The organism is Roseateles sp. P5_D6 (genome assembly GCF_054049415.1).
In genome coordinates this window covers 55,458-72,931 of record NZ_JBFUMK010000013.1, presented here as the reverse complement: position 1 = coordinate 72,931, position 17,474 = coordinate 55,458, and the positions used below count along the sequence as shown (strand labels likewise).

Annotated in this window: 19 protein-coding genes and 1 riboswitch; of the genes, 10 read left to right on the top strand and 9 right to left on the bottom strand. The window is 67.6% G+C overall.

The annotated features are described in order from the left end of the window. The first annotated feature begins 5 nt into the window (after positions 1-5). Positions 6-911 (top strand): DUF808 domain-containing protein, encoded by a 906-nt coding sequence (locus ACXJKM_RS18265; RefSeq protein ID WP_457354217.1) that lies wholly within the window; start codon positions 6-8, stop codon positions 909-911. Here the strand turns inward: ACXJKM_RS18265 and ACXJKM_RS18260 are convergent, their stop codons facing one another. From ACXJKM_RS18260 to ACXJKM_RS18240, 5 genes are all read right to left on the bottom strand, one after another. Then, positions 912-1,742 carry a segregation and condensation protein A gene (locus ACXJKM_RS18260; protein ID WP_457354215.1) on the bottom strand — a complete coding sequence of 277 codons (831 nt, stop codon included), beginning with the start codon at positions 1,740-1,742 and terminating at the stop codon, positions 912-914. A 12-nt stretch (positions 1,743-1,754) separates the two neighbouring features. Then, complete coding sequence (locus ACXJKM_RS18255) at positions 1,755-1,958, bottom strand: DUF3460 family protein (RefSeq protein ID WP_056199099.1); 204 nt, start codon at positions 1,956-1,958, stop codon at positions 1,755-1,757. 14 nt (positions 1,959-1,972) lie between these two features. Further along, entirely contained in the window at positions 1,973-3,622 is a 1,650-nt protein-coding gene (locus tag ACXJKM_RS18250) for a SulP family inorganic anion transporter (protein ID WP_457354213.1), read from the bottom strand. A gap of 127 nt (positions 3,623-3,749) precedes the next feature. Further along, complete coding sequence (gene metG, locus ACXJKM_RS18245; protein ID WP_457354211.1) at positions 3,750-5,825, bottom strand: methionine--tRNA ligase; 2,076 nt, start codon at positions 5,823-5,825, stop codon at positions 3,750-3,752. A gap of 39 nt (positions 5,826-5,864) precedes the next feature. Next, positions 5,865-6,047 carry a hypothetical protein gene (locus ACXJKM_RS18240; protein WP_056199090.1) on the bottom strand — a complete coding sequence of 61 codons (183 nt, stop codon included), beginning with the start codon at positions 6,045-6,047 and terminating at the stop codon, positions 5,865-5,867. Between the two features lie 589 nt (positions 6,048-6,636). Here ACXJKM_RS18240 and minC point away from each other — a divergent pair. From minC to minE, 3 genes are read left to right on the top strand one after another with little or no spacing between them, the layout of a single operon-like run. Continuing rightward, positions 6,637-7,470 carry a septum site-determining protein MinC gene (gene minC / locus ACXJKM_RS18235; protein WP_056199088.1) on the top strand — a complete coding sequence of 278 codons (834 nt, stop codon included), beginning with the start codon at positions 6,637-6,639 and terminating at the stop codon, positions 7,468-7,470. A 44-nt stretch (positions 7,471-7,514) separates the two neighbouring features. Then, complete coding sequence (gene minD / locus ACXJKM_RS18230; RefSeq protein ID WP_457354209.1) at positions 7,515-8,330, top strand: septum site-determining protein MinD; 816 nt, start codon at positions 7,515-7,517, stop codon at positions 8,328-8,330. A 13-nt stretch (positions 8,331-8,343) separates the two neighbouring features. Then, positions 8,344-8,607, top strand: a complete 264-nt coding sequence (gene minE, locus ACXJKM_RS18225; protein WP_056199081.1) for a cell division topological specificity factor MinE — start codon at positions 8,344-8,346, stop codon at positions 8,605-8,607. A 2-nt stretch (positions 8,608-8,609) separates the two neighbouring features. Here minE and ACXJKM_RS18220 read toward each other — a convergent pair whose 3' ends face one another. Together ACXJKM_RS18220 and ACXJKM_RS18215 are read right to left on the bottom strand one after the other, a co-directional pair. Continuing rightward, positions 8,610-8,852 carry a VF530 family protein gene (locus ACXJKM_RS18220; RefSeq protein ID WP_056199079.1) on the bottom strand — a complete coding sequence of 81 codons (243 nt, stop codon included), beginning with the start codon at positions 8,850-8,852 and terminating at the stop codon, positions 8,610-8,612. A gap of 255 nt (positions 8,853-9,107) precedes the next feature. After that, positions 9,108-9,698 carry a 1-acyl-sn-glycerol-3-phosphate acyltransferase gene (locus ACXJKM_RS18215; RefSeq protein WP_457354207.1) on the bottom strand — a complete coding sequence of 197 codons (591 nt, stop codon included), beginning with the start codon at positions 9,696-9,698 and terminating at the stop codon, positions 9,108-9,110. A 232-nt stretch (positions 9,699-9,930) separates the two neighbouring features. Between ACXJKM_RS18215 and ACXJKM_RS18210 the strand changes: the two genes are divergently transcribed. Next, positions 9,931-11,601, top strand: a complete 1,671-nt coding sequence (locus tag ACXJKM_RS18210) for a serine hydrolase domain-containing protein (protein WP_457354205.1) — start codon at positions 9,931-9,933, stop codon at positions 11,599-11,601. Positions 11,602-11,604: 3 nt separating this feature from the next. On the opposite strand, the gene ACXJKM_RS18205 is transcribed toward ACXJKM_RS18210, so the two are convergent. Beyond that, a complete protein-coding gene (locus ACXJKM_RS18205; RefSeq protein WP_056199737.1) occupies positions 11,605-11,886 on the bottom strand; it encodes a 2Fe-2S iron-sulfur cluster-binding protein in 282 nt (93 codons plus the stop codon). A gap of 56 nt (positions 11,887-11,942) precedes the next feature. Further along, positions 11,943-12,097, top strand: a riboswitch (FMN riboswitch). Positions 12,098-12,183: 86 nt separating this feature from the next. On the opposite strand from ACXJKM_RS18205, the gene ACXJKM_RS18200 reads away from it, so the two are divergent. Genes ACXJKM_RS18200 through ACXJKM_RS18185 form a run of 4 tightly spaced genes read left to right on the top strand, consistent with a single transcriptional unit; the run spans position 12,184 to position 14,636 of the window. Continuing rightward, entirely contained in the window at positions 12,184-12,675 is a 492-nt protein-coding gene (locus ACXJKM_RS18200; RefSeq protein WP_056199072.1) for a 6,7-dimethyl-8-ribityllumazine synthase, read from the top strand. A gap of 52 nt (positions 12,676-12,727) precedes the next feature. Beyond that, positions 12,728-13,222 (top strand): YgjP-like metallopeptidase domain-containing protein, encoded by a 495-nt coding sequence (locus ACXJKM_RS18195; protein WP_056199069.1) that lies wholly within the window; start codon positions 12,728-12,730, stop codon positions 13,220-13,222. Then, positions 13,219-14,145 carry a tRNA dihydrouridine synthase gene (locus tag ACXJKM_RS18190; RefSeq protein WP_457354202.1) on the top strand — a complete coding sequence of 309 codons (927 nt, stop codon included), beginning with the start codon at positions 13,219-13,221 and terminating at the stop codon, positions 14,143-14,145. Before ACXJKM_RS18195 ends, ACXJKM_RS18190 begins: the two co-directional genes overlap by 4 nt. A 47-nt stretch (positions 14,146-14,192) precedes the next feature. Next, a complete protein-coding gene (locus ACXJKM_RS18185; protein WP_457354200.1) occupies positions 14,193-14,636 on the top strand; it encodes a nuclear transport factor 2 family protein in 444 nt (147 codons plus the stop codon). On the opposite strand, the gene ACXJKM_RS18180 is transcribed toward ACXJKM_RS18185, so the two are convergent. Further along, positions 14,633-17,080, bottom strand: a complete 2,448-nt coding sequence (locus ACXJKM_RS18180; RefSeq protein ID WP_457354198.1) for an ATP-binding protein — start codon at positions 17,078-17,080, stop codon at positions 14,633-14,635. The two genes, ACXJKM_RS18185 and ACXJKM_RS18180, sit on opposite strands and share 4 nt — an antisense overlap. A 117-nt stretch (positions 17,081-17,197) precedes the next feature. Here ACXJKM_RS18180 and ACXJKM_RS18175 point away from each other — a divergent pair, with 117 nt between their 5' ends. Continuing rightward, on the top strand, positions 17,198-17,473 hold the full coding sequence (locus tag ACXJKM_RS18175; protein ID WP_457354196.1) for a DUF4242 domain-containing protein: 276 nt from the start codon (positions 17,198-17,200) through the stop codon (positions 17,471-17,473). Position 17,474: the final 1 nt, after the last annotated feature.

Here is a 17,474-nt window from a genome sequence, read left to right as displayed (position 1 = left end):
GCCCCATGGCCTCCAGCCTGCTCGTCCTGCTCGACGACATCGCCACCATCCTTGACGACGTGGCGACCATGACCAAGGTCGCCGCCACGAAGACCGCCGGCGTGCTGGGCGACGATCTGGCGCTCAACGCCCAGCAGGTCAGCGGCGTCAATGCCGACCGCGAATTGCCGGTGGTATGGGCGGTGGCCAAGGGCTCGCTGCTGAACAAGGCCATCCTGGTGCCGGCGGCCCTGGCCATCTCGGCCTTTGCCCCGTGGGCCATCACGCCGCTGCTGATGGTCGGCGGCGCCTATCTGTGCTTCGAGGGCTTTGAGAAGCTGGCGCACAAATTCCTGCACAGCGCCGAGGAAGACCAGGCTCACCACGACGAGCTGGTCAAGGCGATTGCCGACCCCAAGGTCGACATGGCCACCTTCGAGCGCGACAAGGTCAAGGGGGCCATTCGCACCGACTTCATCCTGTCCGCCGAAATCATCGTCATCGCCCTGGGTACGGTGGCCAGCGCGCCGCTGCAGACCCAACTGGCCGTCCTGGTGGCCGTGTCGATCGCGATGACGTTGGGCGTCTATGGCTTTGTGGCCGGCATCGTCAAGATGGACGACGCCGGGCTCTGGCTGTCACGCAAGGCAGGCGCAGCGGCGCAGGCTTTCGGCCGCTTCCTGCTGGCCGCTGCGCCGCGGTTGATGAAGCTGCTGACGGTGCTGGGCACGGCGGCGATGTTCCTTGTCGGCGGCGGCATCCTCGTGCACGGCATCGCGCCGTTGCATCACGCGATTGCCCATCTGGCAGAGGGCCAGGCTTGGGCTGTGGGGCTGGTACTGGAGAACGGCGCCAATGCACTGATCGGCGTCATCGCCGGCGCACTGGTGCTGGCTGCCGTGACGGCGGTGCAGAAGCTGCGCGGACGTTGATCAGTTGGCCGCGTAGGCCAGCCTCACATAGATCGGCGCAAACGCCTCGGCCTGCGTGATCTCCAGCAGGCGCTCCTTGGCCAGCTCCAGCATGGCGATGAAGGTGACGACGATGACGGCCTGGCCGCGCGTGACGTCGAACAGGGCCTCGAACTCGACGAAGCGCTGGCCCTGCAGGCGGCGCAGCACGATGCTCATGTGCTCGCGCACCGACAGCTGCTCGCGGCTGATCTTGTGGTGCTGGTTGAGCTTGGCACGCTTGAGGATGTCCAGCCAGGCTTCGCGCAGGTCATCGGTGTTGACGTCGGGGAAGTGGGGCGTCAGTGACTGCTCGATGTGGACCTGGGCGCGCAGGAAGTCGCGTCCCAGCTGCGGCAGGCGGTCCAGCCGCGCGGCGGCGAGCTTCATCTGCTCGTACTCCAGCAGGCGCCGCACCAGCTCGGCGCGCGGATCCTCGGCCTCCTTGCCATCCTCGCTCTTCTTGGGCGGCAGCAGCATGCGTGACTTGATCTCGATCAGCATCGCGGCCATCAAGAGGTATTCGCTGGCCAGCTCGAGGTTGTGCTTGCGGATCTGCTCGACATAGCTCAGGTACTGGCGGGTCACGTCGGCCAGCGGGATGTCGAGGATGTTGAAGTTCTGCTTGCGGATGAGGTACAGCAGCAGGTCCAGCGGGCCCTGGAAGGCCTCCAGGAAGACTTCCAGCGCATCCGGCGGGATGTAGAGGTCCAGCGGCATCTGGAACAGCGGCTCGCCGTACAGGCGCGCCACTGCGACCGCGTCGACCACCTCGGGAAGGTCAGACGCGGCTTGGCTGGATTCCTCAGCCATGGCCGTCAACGCTTATTTGCCGGACGTTTGATAGACGTAGGGCTGCTGCGGCACGCGGGCGTCGTCGAAACCGGCCTGGGCGTTGCGGTCCTGCTCCTTGTCCCACAGCAGGGCACGGCCGGCGCGCTGTTCGGCCTCCAGCGTGGGGCGCTGGGCCTTAAGTTGCTCAATGAAGTTCGTGACTTCGGACTTGTAGGGCTTCCAGAACAGCGGCATGGGGGTCTCTTTGACTAAGGGGCTGATTTTAGATCGGCGATGCTGGGCACGATGGCGGCGTCGCCCAATTCGGCGGCCAGACCGGAGCGGCGCAGCAGATCCAGGGGCTGGGCGTTGATGTTGGCGAGCACCAGGGCGACGCTGCGCTTGGCCAGCGTGCGGTGCAGTTCGCGCAGGGCCTCCACGCCCGAGGTGTCCATGACGATGAGGCGGTGCATCTCGAAGACGACGGCCCGCGTGCCAGCGGGCAGCTGCTCGGCCAGCGCCTCGATCTTGCCGACCGCGCCAAAGAACAGGGCGCCATAGAGCTCGTAGGCCACCACGCCCTCGGGCAGGACGCCGGCGTCGAAGCGGCTGATCGTGAACAGCTGGCCCATGCGCCAGACGAAGAACACGCAGGACGCGATCAGACCCACCTCCACCGCCACGGTCAGGTCGGTCACGACGGTCAGCGTGAAAGTGCCGACGAGCAGTGTGCGGTAGGTGAAGTTGAATCGCCGCAGTCGTGCGAACTCGTGCCAGTCGCCCATGTTCCAGGCGACGACGAGCAGGATGCCGGCCAAGGCCGCGAGGGGCACATGCACGGCCAGCGGCGCGGCCACGAGCAGGATGATCAGCAGGCTCAGCGCATGCACGATGCCGGCAACCGGGCTGGTCGCGCCGGCACGGATGTTGGTCACCGTGCGGGCGATGGTGCCGGTGGCCGGCATGCCGCCGAACAGCGGCGCCACCAGGTTGGCGATGCCCTGCGCCATCAGCTCCTGGTTGGGGTCATGGCGGGGCAGGTCAGGCGTGAGCTTGTCGGCCACGCGGGCGCAGAGCAGTGACTCGATGGCGCCGAGCAGCGCCAAAGTCAATGTCGGGATGACGAGCTGGCGCAGGCCCTCCCAGCTCGCGTCCGGCCAGGCCAGCGCTGGCAGGCTGCGCGGAATGCCACCGAAACGGCTGCCGATGGTTTCCAGCGGCAGGTCCAGCAGCGCGGTGGCCAGCGTCGCGCCCACGAGCGCGATGACGGTGCTGGGCAGCAGCGCCATCCAGCGCCGCACGCCGCTCAGGGCCTGCTGCCCGATGTTCTTGGGCCAGAGCAGCAGCACGGTCACGGCCGCGGCAGTCGTCGCAACGGCCCAGGGATTGAAGCCTGCCGCGTGCGCGCTCAGCACGCCAATCTGGCCAAAGAAGTCAGCCGGCATGGGCAGGCGCGACAGGCCCAGTGCGTCCTTCAGCTGAGCGAGCGCGATCAGCACCGCGATGCCGTTGGTGAAGCCGGTGACGATGGCCACCGGGATGTAGCGCACCAGCACGCCCAGCTTGAGGGCGCCCATCGCGAACAGCAGCACACCGGCGCCCATGGTGGCGAGCAGCAGATTGGCCAGGCCGTAGCGCTGCAGGATGCCGTAGACGACGACGATGAAGGCGCCGGCCGGCCCGCCGATCTGCACGCTGGAGCCGCCGAAGAGGGAGATCAGCAGCCCGGCGACGATGGCCGTGGCCAGGCCCTGTTCGGGGCGCAGACCGGAGGCGATGGCGAAGGCCAGCGCCAGCGGCAGCGCGACGATGCCGACCGTCAGGCCGGCGCCGAGATCAGCGAGGAAGCGCTGCCGCGAGTAACCCGCCCGCAGCGCGAGCATGCGGGGGCGGAAAGGGTGCAGCTGGGGCAGTGGCATGGAACCTCCGGGGTGGCGACGACGCGAGGAGCGAGGTCGCGGCCGGAGGCCCGCAGTGGTAGTGCTCGGCGATGAAACGCCGGCGCCGCGACGGGCCAAGAGGCAGTCGCGGCGAGTTCATGGCTGCTCAGCGCACCCGCATGCCCGGCAGAGCGCCGGGGAAAGGCTCGAGCACGAAGATGCCCGGGTGGGCCTTCTCGTCGGCGTGGCTGGCGGCCAGCACCATGCCCTCGCTGATGCCGAACTTCATCTTGCGCGGTGCGAGGTTGGCGACAAGCACGGTCAGCTTGCCTTCCAGGGCCTCGGGCTTGTAGGCGCTTTTGATGCCACTGAAGACATTGCGCAGGCGGCCCTCGCCAGCGTCCAGCGTCAGGCGCAGCAGCTTGTCCGAGCCCTCGACGTGCTCGGCCTTGACGATCTTCGCGATGCGCAGGTCAACCTTGGCGAAGTCGTCGATCTTGATCTCTTCCGCGAGGTCTTCGCCACCGGGCACCACCTTCGGCGCCGGCGGGGCTTCGAACAGCTGCTCCACCTTGGCCAGGTCGACGCGCTGCATCAGGTGCTGGTAGACGCCGATCTGGTGGGCGCCCAGGGCGCGGGCGCTGTCGCTCCACTGCAGCGGCGCGATCTTCAGGAAGGACTCGACCTGACCGGCCAATGCCGGCAGTACCGGCTTGAGGTAGAGGGTCAGCAGGCGGAAGGCCTCGATGCAGACGCTGCAGACGTCGTGCAGGGCGGCGTCCATGCCTTCCTGCTTGGCCAGCTCCCAGGGCTTGTGCTGGTCGACGAACTCGTTGACCTTGTCGGCCAGCAGCATGATCTCGCGGATGGCCTTGCCGAATTCGCGGTCCTCATAGAGCTGGGCGATCGAATCGCTTGGGGCGCGCAGCGCGTCCAGCAGCATGCGGCCTTCGACGCCAAGGTCGCCGCTGAGATGGCCGTCGAAACGCTTGGTCAGGAAGCCCGCGGCGCGCGACGCGATGTTGATGAACTTGCCGACCAGGTCGCTGTTGACGCGGGCCGCGAAGTCCTCGGGGTTGAAGTCGATGTCCTCGACCTTGGCATTGAGCTTGGCGGCGATGTAGTAGCGCAGCCACTCGGCGTTCAGGCCGAGAGCGAGGTACTTCAGCGGGTCCAGGCCGGTGCCGCGGCTCTTGCTCATCTTCTCGCCGCCGTTGACGGTCATGAAGCCGTGCACGAAGACGTGGTTGGGGGTCTTCCGCGGCACGTAGGTGCCGTCGGCCAGATGCTTGCCGCTGAAATGCAGCATCGCCGGCCAGAACAGCGTGTGGAAGTAGGTGATGTCCTTGCCGATGAAGTGGATCTGCTCCACCGACGGATCCGCCATGAAGGCGTCGTAGTCCCTGCCAGTCTTGCCGAAGTAGTTCTTCAGCGAGGCCAGGTAGCCGATGGGCGCGTCCAGCCAGACGTAGAAGTACTTGCCCGGCGCATCGGGGATCTCGATGCCGAAATAAGGCGCGTCGCGGCTGATGTCCCAGTCGCTGAGCTTGTTGTTGCCATCCTCGTCGGTCTCGAACCACTCGCGAATCTTGTTCAGCACCTCGGGCTGCAGCCGGCCGGCCTCCTGGGTCCATTGCGTCAGGAAGTCGACGCAGCGTGGGTCGCTCAGCTTGAAGAAGTAGTGCTCGCTGGTCTTGAGCACCGGCGTCGCGCCGGACAGCACCGAGTAAGGGTTCTTCAGCTCGGTGGGCGCATAGACGGCGCCGCAGACCTCGCAGGAGTCGCCGTACTGGTCCTTCGCGCCGCATTTGGGGCACTCGCCCTTGATGAAGCGGTCCGGCAGAAACATCGACTTGGCCGGGTCGAAGAATTGCTCGATGGTCTTGGTCGAGATCAGCTCGTTGTGGCGCAGCGCGAGATAGACGGCCTTGGACAGCTCGTGGTTCTCTGGTCCGTCGGTCGAATGCCAGTTGTCGAAGCTGATGTGAAAGCCGTCGAGGTATTGCTTGCGGCCGGCGGCAATGCCGGCGACGAAGTCCTGCGGCGTCTTTCCGGCCTTCTCGGCCGAAATCATGATCGGCGCGCCGTGSGCGTCGTCCGCACAGACGAAGTGCACYTCGTGGCCCGCCATGCGCTGGAAGCGCACCCAGGTGTCGGCCTGGGTGTACTCCATGATGTGGCCGATGTGGAAACCGGCGTTCGCATAGGGTAGGGCGGTGGTGACGAAGAGCTGGCGGGGCATGGGCGCTGGGAACGGAGCTGGCGGGCGGAACTGCGGATTCTAGGTTTGCGGGTCAACGGGGGCGGCCGGGTCGGCTGCGGCCTCGCCATCGGCCTGAGGCTCATCGGGGGCGTCGGGTTCGTCGGGCTTGCCGCTGATCTTGCGCTGGCGCTTTTCCTCGGCCTTGCGCTTCTTGGCCAGCTCGCGCTGGCGTTTTTCATAGCTGTAGTTCGGGGTAGCCAAAATGGACTCTCCTTGAGGTGGTCGGCCCAATGTAGCTTGCGATGGCGCGTTGAGCGCTTCCAAGTTGCAGCCGAAAGCTCCACAGCGCCTCAAGGACCTCGCTTAAGTCACTGATTTGTAACGCTTCTGAAAGCTATCCACCGAGTCTGTGGAAAACTTTGTGGAGAACCCGCCGCCATCGCAGCCAAGCCCTTATGGAATGCGGGTCCGCTTAGGTTGCTCAATTTCTAGGCACCCTCGGTTCGCTTATATGAATCAATAACTTAGCGGAATGGCGGGGCGAGCTCACGGGCCAGGGGGCATGAGGGCTGGCGGGGCTTGACGCCTTCCAGATTTGGGGATAAGTCAAGGCACCAAGTGCGGATGTCACGGTTTGGAAGGACATTTCGACGCGCTTTGTCCCCGTCTGCTGTGGACAAGTCTGTGGGCCGGCTGACGACAGCGGCGCTAAGTGCTTGATCGGCCAGCCGGCCGCCCGCAATGCCCGTTTTTGAGGCGCCATCGCGAGTGCCGCCTGGGGGCAGCCCCAACAGGCAAGGCGGGGGTGGCGGCTAAACTCGCGCCCTTTTGAACGGGCGGCAGCGGCGCAATGGCGGATTTGACGAGGGAAAGTGGCGGACGCGGCAAGAGCGCAGCGCGCGCCGGCACTTTCGAATTGAAGTCGCGCCGCTTCAGCCTGCTGGGCCTGGTGCTGCACAGCGCCGACATGGCCGAGCTGGCCGCCGACTGGGCCCAGCGCGCGGGCGCCGGCGGCTTCGAGCATGAGCCCGTTGTCATCGACTTGAGCCAGCTGGCGCGTGCGCCGGCCACCGTGGCCGCGCCGGTCGAAGGCCAGGCACCGTTGGCCCTGGACGGGCCGGCACCGGTTGATTTGCGGGCGATCGTCGAGCTGCTGCGCAACAGCCAGCTGCAGCCAGTGGCCGTGGCCGGTGCGACGGCCGAGGAGCTGGCCGCGGCGCATGAGCTGGGCCTGGCCGACGCGGCCGACGAGCCGATGGGTGAACGCAGTGCCGCGCCGGCCGAGACAGTGCGTGAGGTGGTTCGTGAGATCACCGTCGAAAAGATCATCGAGAAGCCCGCCGCACCTGCGCCGACCCTGGTCATCGACAAGCCGCTGCGCTCCGGCCAGCGCATCTATGCCAAGGGCGGCGACCTCGTCGTGCTGGCGCTGGTGAACCACGGCGCCGAAGTCATCGCCGATGGCAGCGTGCATGTCTACGCACCGCTGCGCGGCAAGGCCATCGCCGGCGCGCGCGGCGACACGTCGGCCCGCATCTATGCCCACAGCCTGGAGGCGGAGCTGCTGTCGATTGCCGGCATCTACCGCACGACCGAGAACCCGCTGCCGGCCGACGTGGCGGGCAAGCCGGCCCAGGTCCTGCTCGATGGCGAGAAGCTGCTGATGCTGCCACTCGCCCTCTGAAGTGCTCTGAACCCGATTGAACTGAACGAACAGGAAAGCTCCAGATGACCAAGATCGTCGTCGTCACCTCCGGCAAGGGCGGGGTCGGCAAGACCACCACCAGCGCGAGCTTCGCCACCGGCCTCGCGATGCGCGGCCACAAGACCTGCGTCATCGACTTCGATGTTGGCCTGCGCAACCTTGACCTCATCATGGGCGTCGAGCGCCGTGTGGTGTATGACCTCATCAACGTCGTCAACGAAGAGATCAAACTGACGCAGGCCCTCATCAAGGACAAGCAGCTCGACAAGCTCTACATCCTGGCCGCCTCGCAGACCCGCGACAAGGACGCGCTGAAGCAGGAAGGCGTCGAGCGCGTGCTCAACGAGCTCAAGGCGATGGAGTTCGATTTCATCGTCTGCGACTCGCCGGCCGGCATCGAGACCGGCGCGCTGATGGCCATGCACTACGCCGACGAGGCACTGGTCGTGACCAATCCCGAGGTCTCGTCGGTGCGCGACAGCGACCGCATCCTGGGCATGCTGAGCAGCAAGACCAAGCGCGCCATCGAAGGCGGCGACCCGGTCAAGGAGCATCTGCTCATCACGCGCTACAACCCGAACCGTGTCGAGGGCGGCCAGATGCTGAGCCTGGACGACATCCATGAGATCCTGCGCACGCCGCTGATCGGCGTCATCCCCGAGAGCGAGAGCGTGCTGCAGGCCTCCAACCAGGGCACGCCGGCTATCCACCTGGCCGAGACCGACGTGGCCGAGGCCTACAAAGACGTCGTCGCGCGCTTCCTCGGCGAGGACAAGCCCATGCGCTTCACCGAAGCCGTGAAGCCCAGCTGGTTCAAGCGCGTCTTCGGCGCCAAGTGATGGGAGCCGCGCAATGGGATTCCTGAACTTTTTCCTCGGCGAGAAGAAGAGCTCGGCCAGCGTCGCCAAGGAGCGGCTGCAGCTCATCCTCGCGCACGAGCGCAACGGCCGCAGCTCCAGCCCCGACTATCTGCCGCAGTTGCAGCGCGAGCTGGTGGCCGTCATCAGCAAATACGTGTCGATCAACCCTGAAGACATCAAGGTGCACATGGAGCGCCAGGGGGATCTGGAAGTACTCGAAGTCAAGATCGAACTCCCGGAGCCTGGCGGCCGCTAAACCTACGGTCGAGCGGCGCGCGCCTGCTCGCGCCGCATGAAGAGGTAGAGGCTCTCGACCTTGGCGCGCGCCCACGGCGTCTTGCGCAGGAACTTCAGGCTCGACGCCACGCTGGGGTCGATCTGGAAGCACTTGATCGCAATGCGCTGGCCGAGTTCGGCCCAGCCGAAATGCTCCACGAGCGCGGTCACGATGGCCTCGAGCGTGAGGCCGTGCAGCGGGTCTTTGGACTGGTTGGTTGGCATGGGCTGCACTTATGCGAAGTAGGTAGTTTCGGTATTCGGGCCGAGCGCCGGGCCGCCCCAAGCCGGCCCGCGCAGGCGATATGCGAGAGGCTCAATGCCGCGAGCATCGCCGTCCCCTCGGGGGCTGAGGCCGGACATATTGCGCCCAGTGGGCGCAATATGCCTGCTGAAGAGCTGCGGCACTGCCGCGGCGCGGTCTGCAAGACCGGCTGGGCTCGCCCGCGTCCAGCGTGGCGAGACCGGACGAGGGGCGCATCATTCGTGCGTGAACTGGTCTGAGTTCTTGCCCTTGAACTGGGCGTAGTAGCGCTTGATCTCGGCCATGTCGGCATCGACATCGCCGGTCGGTCGGAACAGCGGGCCCAGGCCCACCAGCTTGCGCGGATAGTCCATGTGGGCCATGACGATGGGCAGCTGGGCCGTGACGGCGATCCAGTAGAAGCCGGTCTTCCAGTAGATGGTCTTGCTGCGCGTGCCCTCGGGGGGCACGATGAGCTGCACCGGGCCGTCGGCGGCCTGCAGGGCCTCGGCTGAGGCGGCGACAAGATTGCTGGACTTGTCGCGATCCACCGGGATGCCGCCCAGCCAGCGCATCAGCCCGCCGAACGGGAACCTGAAGATCGACGCCTTGCCCATCCAGTAGGGCGTCAGGCGCAGCGCAAAGGAAGCGAACAGCGTGTAGGGCAGGTCCCAGTTGCTGGTGTGCGGGGCGGCGATGAAGACGCTCTTGCGCGCCTCGGGCTGCAGCTCGCCCTGAACGGTCCAGCCTGCCAGCTTGAGCCAGGCCACGGACAAACCCCGCAGCAGGGTGCTCAGCCCCGGGGTTGTGAAGATGGTGCGATGCATGGCGGCGATTGTCCCGTGCGCCGGTCTGCCTCAATCTGAGGCAGCGCAAGGAAAGCGCTGTTGTGCCAAGGACTTGGGCTTGCAGCCCGCAGGCTGTGCACGGTGTTGTCCACAGGAGCTGTGGATGGCCGCTGCGGCTCATGCCTTCTTTCGTGCCGTTCATCGCATGCCGGCTTGCCGGGCCGCGCGCCAAACGCCATGCTGCGCGGCGTCTCACCACCTGCCCACCGCCATGCGACAACACGCCACGCCCGCCTTCGCTCTGTCTGTTTTGCTGGTCGGCACGGCCCACGCCGGCCAACCCGCCACGCCCGCGGCCATGACGGCCTATGCCGACCAGTTGCTCGACGCGCAGAAGCTCAAGCGCGACGGCCCCGGCGTCACGGTGCTGGTCGCGCGCGGTGACCAGCTCCTCTACAAGGGCGCCCGCGGCATGGCCAGCATCGAGCTCGGCGTGCCCCTGCAGCCCGACCAGCTGATGCGCATCGGCTCCGTCACCAAGCAGTTCGCCGCCGCGATGCTGCTCAAGCAGATCGACGAAGGCAAGGCCAGGTTCGATGACCCGCTGTCCAAATTCCTGCCCGACTATCCCAATGGCAGCCAGATCACGCTGCTGCAGCTGCTCAACCACACCTCGGGCGTCAAGAGCTACACCGGCATCCCGGGCTATATGGGCAACCCCGTGCGCCGCGACCTCAGCACGGCCGAGCTGATCAAGGAATTCAAGGACCTGCCGGCGGACTTCCAGCCCGGCGAGAAGTGGGCCTACAACAACTCCGGCTATGTGCTGCTCGGCGCCGTCGTCGAGGCCATCTCGGGCAAGAGCTGGTACCAGTCCGTCGACGATCTTTTGCTCAAGCCCGCGCAGATCACCAGCGTGCACTACCAGGCCGGCGACAGGCTCTTCAAGGGCATGGCCCAGGGCTATACGCTGAATGCCCAGCGCGAGGTGGCGCCGGCCGGCTTCCTCAGCATGACCCAGCCCCATGCCGCCGGCGCGCTGATCGGCAATACCGAAGGCCTGTGGCGCTGGAACCAGGCGCTGCATGGCGGCAAGCTCATCAGCAAAGCCAGCTACGAGCGGATGACGACGCCCGAAGGCCCGGCCAAGCCCTCGCACTATGGCTTTGGCATCACCACCGCCACGCTGCGCGGCCAGCCGATGCTGATGCATGGCGGCGGCATCCATGGTTTCGTGTCGACGCTGAACTACCTGCCGCAGAGCCAGACGACGATCGTCATCCTGCGCAACAGCGATGGGCCCGGCTTCTCCATGGATCTGGTGGCCCGCAAGCTGGCCGCCTTCGCCGTCGGCGAGCCCTTTGCCGAGCCCAAGGCCGTGGCCGTGGCCGCCGAGCAGCTCAAGTCCGCCGAGGGCGTGTTTGTTCGCGAGGACAAGCAGACCCGCATGTTGCGCGTGAAGGACGGCGTGCTGCACAGCCAGCGCAGCGGCGGCGGCAGCACCGCGCTGATTGCGCTGGGCAATGACCGGTTCGCCCTTCCCGACTCACTGGCCGAGCTGCAGATCGAGCGTGGTGCCGATGGCAAGGCCGTGGCGGCGCGTGTCTTCAACAATGGCGAGAGCGCCGACGTCGAGCGCTGGACGCGCAGCGGCGAGCTGCCGAGCGAGATCGCCTTCATGGCGCTCACGCCGGCCCAGATGCAGGCCCTGGTGGGCGACTACAGCTCGCCGCAATTCGCGGTCAAGGTCTTCATCGACGACCAGGGCCGTCTGCAAGGCCAGGCACCTGGCCAGCCGGCCTTCGAGCTGAAGGCCAGCACGCCGCGCCGCGTGCATGTGCCCCAGGTCGACGCCCAGCTCGACTTCGGCGCCGAGGAGGGCCAGGCCGCTTCGGTGACGCTGATCCAGGGCGGCAACAAGCTCGTCATGCCCAGAAAGTAGTCGTCACACCCACTGCAGCACGACGTCGCTGCGTGGGCAGGCCACGCAGGGCAGCACCCAGCCTTCGGCCTTCTCTTCAGCGGAGAGGCCGGGCCAGGGAATGTTGTGCTCGATGCGGCCTTGCAGCAGCTGCGAGATGCAGGTGCGGCAGGTGCCGTTGCGGCAGGACCAGGGCAGCGCGACGCCTGCGGCCAGGCCGGCCAGCATCAGGGGCTGGTCGGCGGCGCAGTCGAAGCTCTCGCCACCGGGCAGCAAGGTCACGCGAAATAGGGCTGTCTCGGACATGACCGTCATCATGCCGCCAGCGCCGCTAGCATCCGTGTGCCGGCCCGCAAGGCCGGCAGCGTTCTCAGGGCGGGGCGAAATTCCCCACCGGCGGTATGCGTTCGCAAGAGCGCGAGCCCGCGAGCGCCTTCGCCGCTTCGGCGGCAAAGGGTCAGCAGACCTGGTGCGAGGCCAGGGCCGACGGTCACAGTCCGGATGAAAGAGATCGCGGAGCGTCGGCGTGCTTGCTTGAGCGGGCACGCCGCTGCTGCGTGCGCTTGCCCTGATTCTGGAAAAACCGTCTTTCAAGAGGACACCATGAATCAGACCCTCAATCCCACCTTCAACCTGACCCGCCTGCCGCGCGTGGCCATCGTGGCCGCCAGCTGGCACAAGGACATCGTCGGCGTCGCCGTGTCGGCCATTCGGCATGAATTCGACCGATGTCGAATCCCCGCGGAACAGGTCACGGTCATCGACGTGCCCGGCGCCTTCGAGATCCCGCTGCATGCCAAGCGTCTTGCGCGCAGCGGCCGCTTCGATGCCGTCATCGCCTGCGGCCTCGTCGTCGACGGCGGAATCTATCGCCACGATTTCGTCGCCCAGACCGTCATCCAGGCGCTGATGGACGTGCAACTGGACACCGACGTGCCGGTCTTCTCCGCCGTGCTGACGCCGCACCACTTTCATGAGCATGGCGAGCACAAGCGCTTCTTTGCCGAGCATTTCTCCACCAAGGGCCAGGAGGTGGCACGCGCCTGCCTCGCGACAATAGCGAGCCTGGACCAGCTGAACGCGCTGGTCGCCTGACCTCGCTACCCGCGCGGCGCACTCGATGCGCCGCACCTTGAATCCCGACTGCATGCTTGCCGCCCGCTACCTCGCTGGCTACCCGCCCGAACTCATCGCCCAGGCCGAACAGCTGCGCCTGGACGGCCGCTTGGCCGACCATCTCGCCCGCCGCCTGCCTGAGCGCCACGAGGTGCGCAGCGATGGCGCCCTGTTCGACTATGTGCAGGCGCTCAAGGCCCGCCACCTGCGCAATGCCGAGCCGCTGAATTTCGTCGGCTATGACGCCAAGCTGCGCGTGCTGCAGCAGGCGCTGGGGACGCACACCCGCCGCACCCAGGTGCAAGGCTCAAAGCTGAAGATGCGCCGCGAGATCCGCGTGGCCACGCTGTTCAAGGAGGCGCCGGCCGCGCTGCTGCGCATGATCGTCGTGCACGAGCTGGCGCATCTGCGGGAGCTGGAGCACAACAAGCCCTTCTACAAGCTCTGCCAGCACATGGAGCCGGACTACTTCCAGCTGGAGTTCGACCTGCGGCTCTATTTGATGAACCAAGAGGAGTCGAAATGATCCTCTTGGCGCCCATGGAAGGGCTGTTGGATCACATCCTGCGCGACGTGCTCACGCGCGTGGGCGGCGTGGACCGCTGCGTGTCCGAGTTCATCCGCGTGACCGACCAGCTGCTGCCCAGCCGCGTGTTCACGCGCATCGTGCCGGAGCTGAGGAACGGTGGGCGCACGGCTGCCGGCGTGCCGGTGCATCCGCAGTTGCTGGGCTCCGACGTGACCTGCCTGGCCGAGAACGCCGGGCGACTTGCCGAGCTGAAGCCCGAGGGCATCGACCTGAACTTCGGCTGCCCGGCCAAGTGCGTCAACCGCCACCGTGGCGGCGCCGTGTTGCTGGACGAACCCGAGCTGATCCACGAAATCGTCTCCGCCGTGCGCCGTGCGGTGCCGATGGACGTGATGGTGTCCGCCAAGATGCGCCTGGGCTATATGGATGACAGCCGCACGCTCGACGTGGCCCGCGCGATTCACGATGCGGGCGCCCAGGAGATCGTCGTGCATGCCCGCACCAAGGCCGATGGCTACAAGCCGCCGGCCTACTGGGAGCGCATCGCCGCCGTGCGCGAGGCGGTGCCCATCACCATCATTGCCAATGGCGAGATCTGGACGGTCGAGCATGCCGAACTGGCCCGCGAGCGCAGCGGCTGCGAACACCTGATGCTGGGCCGCGGCATGGTGGCCGACCCCGGCCTGGCGCTGCGCGTGGCGGGCAGGCGTGCCGAGCCGGTGCCGTGGGCCGAGCTGCTGCCGCTGATGCAGGTCTTCTTCGACCAGGTGCGTGCCACTGTCGCTGCGAAGCACCAGGGCGGTCGACTCAAGCAGTGGCTGCACTATCTGAAGCGCGCCTACCCCGAGGCCGAAGCGGCCTACGCCGAGTTGCGCACGGTCAACGATGCCACCGAACTGGCCACGCGCTTGTTCATCTGACGAAAGAATCGACCATGCGCCGATGGCTACTGCCCCTGCTCGGCCTCATGGCGGCCTGCACCGCGCACGCGCAGGCCGTGCACGCCACCATCCCCGATGCGGAGCTGCCGGCGGTGATCGCCAAGTTGGACCAACAGCACTTCGACGCTTTCAACCAGTGCGATACCGGCACGCTGTTGGCGCTGTACGCGCCGGACGTGGAGTTTTTCCACGACCTCAGCGGCCGCATCCTCAATCGCGAACAGGTCATCCAGGCGGTGCAGAAGAATATCTGCGGCAAGGTGCAGCGCCGCGCGATCGAAGGCACGATGGAGGTCTATCCACTGGCCAAGGTGGGTGCCCTTCAGATGGGGCGCCACTGCTTTGCCGGAGCCGGCAAGCCGGACTGCATCCAGCAAGGGCGCTACACCATCCTGTGGCGCTTCGACGGCAGCCGCTGGCAGATTGCCAAGGTATTCAGCTACGACCACCGGCCGATGGCAACACCCTAAAGCTCGAACGCGGCGCGCATGGCGTCGGGCAGGCTCATGCGCCGGCCTTCCTGCGCCAGCCGCTCCACATCGGCTGCGCTGAGTTGGGTAGCCAGCTCTGCCGCGAGCATCGCGCGGTCGGCGGCCTCGTTGGGCTGGCGCTGCATCTGCCCGTGAGCCTCGAACTCCCGGTCCGCCGCGCCGGCCAGTTGCGCGGCCAGCGCCGTGCGGCCGGCTTGCAGATGCAGCAGCGCCAGCGCGTCCAGCGACACCCACAGTTGGTCATCCACCGCCAGCCGACCCAGGCGAGCTGGGGCTTGCCGCGCCACCTCGCGGGCGCGCTCGAACCGGCCCTGTGCGACCAGCGCGCCGATCAGGTTGCCCATGATGGTGGCCAAGCAGGCCAGGTCGCCGGCATCGCCCGGCTCGGCCAGCAGCGCCTCGCCCAGCTGCACGGCCAGGTCCAGCTCGCCAGCGGCGCGGGCCTGGTCGGCCAGGTTCAGCCGGGCGCGCATCACGCCGGCGTCGAAGCCACCACGCTCGCACAACGCCAGCGCCGCCTGGTAGCAGCGCCGGGCTTCGTCGTGCCGGCCTGAGGTCAGATGCAGCACGGCCTCGGTCGTCAGGCCGCGCTCCAGCACGGCGGCCGGCCAGCCGGGGCTTTCCAGCATGCGCGCGGCGGCCAGCGTGGCGCGTGCCTCGGGGCCGTCCACGCGCCAGTTGAAGGCGTGCTCGACCAGGGCCAGGTACTCGCCGCGCTCGTCGCCCAGCTCGCGGTACAGGCGCGCGGCGCGCTCGGCGGCCTCGCGCGCCAGGCCGGGGTGCACGACGCTGTGGCAGCGCGCGCAGGCCCACCAGAAGCGCGCCAGCTCCGCCTTGGGCAGGTCGGCACACGCTGCCAGCCGGGCGGCCAGCACCAGCGCATGCGGGCGGGCCTGGGTGGCGCGCGGCAGCCACAGCGGTGCGGCGGCGCCGAACAGCGAGACGGCGGCAGCGAGGTCGTGCGCTTCGCCCCAGGCCAGCGCCGCCCACAGGCCCGGTAGCTCGGGCTCGTAGCGCGCCTTCCAGCCGGCGTAGGGAAGCCGCCAGGATTCCTCATAGGCGTCGTCCAGCAGCCAGCGCAGCCCCGCGCAATGGCGCGCCTCGGCCAGCGCCGTCTCGCCGGCGGCGGCGAGCTTGTCCAGCGCGAAAAGGCGCATGGTTTCCAGCAGGCGCAAGCGCCGCTGCGCCGTGCCTCGGTCGATGCTGACGAGGGACCGCTCGACCAGGCTGAGCACTGCGGCCACCGCGGCTGCGGCGGGCAGCTTGTCGTCGGCCAGCACCAGGGCTGCGCCTTCCAGCGAGAAGCTGCCCGGGAAGACGGCCAACCGGCGCAGCACCACGCGCTCGCGCTCGGCCAGCAGTTCGTGCGACCAGCTCAGGGCTTCGGCCAGCGCGTTGCGGCGCGACGGGCTGCGCGCATCGCTGGGAGCCAGCAGCGTCAGCCGCTGGTGCAGCCGCGCGGCCAGGCCGTCCAGCCCCAGCACATCCAGGCGCGAAGCGGCCAGCTCGATGGCCAGCGGGTTGCAGTCCAGCGCCTCGCAGATCTCCTCGGCCCGGTGGCTGACGCCCGCTTCGGTCGCGCCGGTGCGCGCGGCCAGCAGGCGCACGGCGTCGGGCAGGGGCAGCGGCTCCAGGCGGTAGACGCGTTCGCCCTGGGCCTGCAGCGGCAGCTGGCTGGTGATGAGCAGGCTGACCCGCTCGGTGTCGCGCACCAGCGTCGAGACGAGCTCGGCGACATCCGCGGCGCGGTGCTCGGCGTTGTCCAGCACGATCAGCAGGGCCAGCGCCGACAGCTTGGCCGCCAGCGTCGCGAGCGGGTCCGGGCCGGGTGGCAGGCCCAGCGCGCGGGCCACGGCGGCCGCGACGGGCTCGTCCTCGCGCAGCAGCGTCAGGTCCACCCACCAGGCCCCGTCGGCGTGGTCGCCGCGCAGGCTCAGCGCGAGCTCCTGCGCAAGCCGCGTCTTGCCGACGCCAGGGCCGCCGCACAGCGTGACGGCCGGCTGGTCGCGCAGCAGGGCCTGCAGCTCGCCCAGCTCAGTCTCGCGGCCGATCAGCGGCGGCAGACGCACCGGCAAACGGCCGCGGGCACCCAGGCCAGGCTCGCCGGGCGCGGCCTCGGCCACATCCAGCACCGGCAGCGCGAAGCGGTAGCCAAAGCCGGGGATGGTCGTGATGGCCTCGGCGCCGAGCAGCTTGCGCAACACGCCGACTTGCACGGCGAGGTTGTTCTCCTCGACGACGACACCGGCCCAGACGCGCCGCAGCAGCTCGTCCTTGGCCACCAGCTGCCCGGCGCGCTCGACGAAGGCCACCAGCAGCTCGAAGGCGCGCGCCGTCAGCGCGACCTCGACGCCGCGGCGGAACAGCAGGCGCTCGGCCGGGAGCAGCTTGTAGTCGCCGAAGCGGAATCGGTTGGTGGACATCGAGGGGTCGAATTTAGCCAGATTTCATGCCGGCTAAAGGACGTCACCCACTCCCTGGAAAGAGGATGGCGTCAGGCCGGTCGACTTCCGGCAGGCCCGCTACAACAGGAGTTCCCCATGCCCAAGTTCGTCATCGAAAGAAACATCCCCGGCGCCGGTCAGCTCACGGCCGAGCAGTTGCAAGGCATTTCCGCCACGTCCTGCGGCGTCCTGCGCGACCTGGGCCCCAGCATCCAGTGGGTGCACAGCTACGTGACCGACGACAAGATCTACTGCGTCTACAACGCGCCAGACGAGGCCAAGGTGCGTGAGCATGCGCGGCTGGGTGGCTTCCCGGCCGACCAGGTCAGCCAGGTGCGCCGCATCATCGACCCGGTGACGGCCGAGGTCTGAG